At 34.2% G+C, this 3,426-nt stretch carries 2 protein-coding genes and 1 tRNA gene; all 3 read left to right on the forward strand.

Annotation, left to right across the window (positions count from 1 at the left end; translation table 11 throughout):
• Positions 1–48: 48 nt before the first annotated feature.
• The 3 genes from ACYVJS_RS16350 to nuoL all read left to right on the forward strand — a co-directional run bounded on the left by ACYVJS_RS16350 (position 49) and on the right by nuoL (position 3,004).
• Positions 49–120 (forward strand) — tRNA-Phe (locus ACYVJS_RS16350).
• 644 nt (positions 121–764) lie between these two features.
• Positions 765–1,031: an NADH-quinone oxidoreductase subunit NuoK gene (nuoK, locus tag ACYVJS_RS16355; protein WP_460740901.1), complete on the forward strand. Its 267-nt coding sequence runs from the start codon at positions 765–767 to the stop codon at positions 1,029–1,031.
• A complete protein-coding gene (gene nuoL, locus ACYVJS_RS16360; RefSeq protein WP_460740902.1) occupies positions 1,031–3,004 on the forward strand; it encodes an NADH-quinone oxidoreductase subunit L in 1,974 nt (657 codons plus the stop codon). The genes nuoK and nuoL overlap by 1 nt, the downstream gene beginning before the upstream one ends.
• Positions 3,005–3,426 lie beyond the last annotated feature (422 nt).

Here is a 3,426-nt window from a genome sequence, read left to right on the forward strand (position 1 = left end):
ATCTTAACAGGCCGCGTTTTTAACGCGGCCTGTATATGATAAATATAAGTCCCGGTAGCTTAAATGGTAGAGCGTACGACTGAAAATCGTAGTGAGGAAGTTCAATTCTTCCCCAGGACAATGATTTTAAGGGTTTTATGTGCCTAATCTTTTGTAAAAGTATAGAATTATTCGTGAATCAAAAAATAGTTATGTTAATAATTATTATAGGTCTAGAAAGGGCCCAAAAGGACCCATTTTACCAGTTACACCTTAAGCGCGGTCGGTCTCCCGGCTTTGCCGGGACCTCCGCTTTCGGCGGCTGATTATCGAATATTTTGTAACTAAGACCTCTAGTTTTGTTTTAATAATAAAATTTAGAGGGCACGGGAGGGCTCCTGCCTTTAGGCAGGGCCCCTTGGTCAAAAATAAAATTTTTGTAAATAATAATTTGATAAATTATTATTTAATATGCCAGGAGGGTTATCCCCCGAATCTTATTTTTTTAATAAATGAAATAAAACGGCCCGGTAAATTACATCGTACGTTTAGCTATATCAGCTTTGTTGATTGTTAGTTTACCGCGACGGGCTTAAAATACTTTTTGCCTCGGGGCTCGCGCCCCTGAGCTCCAGGTCCGGCGGTGCCGACCCGGGGCCTGTTTAAATAATAACCAATTAGGTTATTATTTATAAAAAATAAATTTTTAGGCAAGGACCCTTCGTTATGTAGGGTTATCTAAAGTTATAGTATTACAATTATAAAGTTAACTACAAATAAACATAATGAATTTATCGATGGTATTATTCCTTATTGGTATTTTAGGATTTATTCTTAACCGAAAGAATATTATTCTTATGCTGATCTCCATCGAAATTATGCTATTAGCTGTAACGTTATTAATTATCTTAAGTTCATTTAGCTTTGACGATATTTTAGGTCAAACTTATGGTATTTATATTATTGCGATTGCAGGAGCAGAATCAGCTATTGGACTAGGAATTCTAGTTGCATATTATAGATTAAGAGGTAGCATTGCAATTAAAGCATAATGTATTTAGCTATTCTTACACTACCCCTATTATCAGCTACAGTAGCTGGATTTTTAGGGAGAAAAGTTGGTAAAACTGGTAGTCATTTAATTACTTGTAGTTCTCTAGTTTTAACAGCTTTATTAGCTTTAGTGGCTTTTTATGAAGTAGGATTATGTCAATCACCAGTTTCTATTAAATTAATGAGTTGGATTGATTCAGAATTCTTACTTGTATCATGGGGATTTATTTACGATAGTTTAACTGTATCTATGTTACTACCAGTACTTATTGTATCTGCTTTAGTACATATTTATTCTACAAATTATATGAGTGAAGATCCTCATAATCAAAGATTCTTTGCTTATTTATCTATGTTCACATTCTTCATGTTAATGTTAGTAACAGGTGATAATTATTTAGTAATGTTTATTGGTTGGGAAGGAGTAGGTATTTCATCTTATCTATTAATTAACTTCTGGTTTACTCGATTACAAGCTAATAAAGCAGCAATTAAAGCTTTAGTAATGAATAGAGTAGGTGATTGGGGTTTCAGTATCGGTCTTTGGGCTATTTTCTGGACTTTCGGTAACCTAGATTTTACAACAGTATTTTCATTAGCTCCATTTATTAACGAAGAATTAATTACAATTATCTCTATCTGTTTATTAATTGCAGCTATGGGTAAATCAGCTCAAATTGGTCTTCATACTTGGTTACCCGACGCAATGGAGGGACCAACACCAGTTTCAGCGTTAATTCATGCGGCTACTATGGTAACTGCAGGAGTTTATTTACTTCTACGATCTTCTCCTATTTTAGAATTTGGATCAACAGCTTTAATTTTAATTACTTGGGTAGGTGCATTAACTGCTTTCTTTGCAGCAACTACTGGATTATTACAAAATGATTTAAAACGAGTTATTGCGTATTCGACTTGTTCTCAATTAGGATTATTATTCTTAATTTGTGGATTATCACAATATAATGTAGCATTATTTCATTTAGTAAATCATGCTTGGTTTAAAGCTCTATTATTCTTATCTGCTGGTTCTGTTATTCATGCAATGAATGATGAACAAGATTTAAGAAAATTTGGTGGATTATCAAGATTATTACCATTTACATATTCTATGATGGTTATTGGATCTTTAAGTTTAATGGCATTACCATTCTTAACTGGATTCTATTCTAAAGATTTAATTATTGAATTAGCTTATGGACACTACAGTTTCTCTGGTAATTTAGTATATTGGTTAGCTTCTGTAGCTGCAGTATTTACAGCTATGTATTCTATCCGATCTTTATATTTAACTTTCTTAGGTTATCCAAATGGTCCAAAAATTAATTATCAAAATATCCATGAAGCTCCTCTAATTATGGCAATTCCTTTAGTTGTATTAGCGGTATTCAGTATTTTCTTTGGTTATGTAACTAAAGATCTATTTGTAGGTATGGGAACAGATTTTTATAATAATGCTTTATTTATTCATCCTAACCATTCTATTTTAGTAGATACTGAATTTGGACTTCCTATGTCTATGAAATTCTTACCTCTTATTGGTAGTCTATTAGGTACTTTCGGAGTTTTAGCTATTTATTGGATTTTCGATTCATTACCTAACCAATTTATTAGTACTAGTTTAGGACGAGGAATCTATCGATTCTTTAATCAAAAATATTTCTTTGATAATATTTATAATAATTTTATCTTAAATAAATTATTAAGTTTCGGTTATACAACTAATAAAATCCTTGATAGAGGAGCTATTGAATTAGTTGGACCTTATGGATTAGTAAATGTATTTAAATCTGCTTCTAATAAAGTTACTTCATTAGATTCTGGATTTATCCCTACATATGCTATGTATATTTTCAGTGGTTTAATTTTATTTATTACTCTAATCTTCTTCATTGGAGACCCTAGACTATTTGTTCTTCTATTATGGGCAGTATTCTTATTACCTAATAATACTAATTCTACACAAAAATAATTACCCCCCCACTCCCCGATATCATAATTAATACCTTCTCGCGGTGATATTGTAAGTACCATGGTCGCGAGGCGGTGACATCATCACTCTAAGGTGTGTTGTAGCCCGCCTCGCGAATAAATGGGAAACTAAATTAATTAAAAAAATTTTATATTCTTAAAACGTCATGCTTAGGGCAGTTATGCTACATCATCCCCGGGGCGGGGCGCCCCGGGCCCCCAGGTCCGGGGTGAACCCGTCCCCGGGGGCTGGCGGGCGGCGAAGCCGCCCGTAAAATTTTGGCGTACGGTGCCGCAAAATTTTAAAGCGCCCCCGTTTAAAAAACGGGGGCTTTAAATAATTTAGCCCCGCCAGAGCTTAGGGCTTGCCCTAACCCAAAGGGTAAGGGGCGGCGCCCCTAATTTTAAAAACGGGCACGTAAT

Source organism: Microbacterium neimengense, from assembly GCF_054782995.1.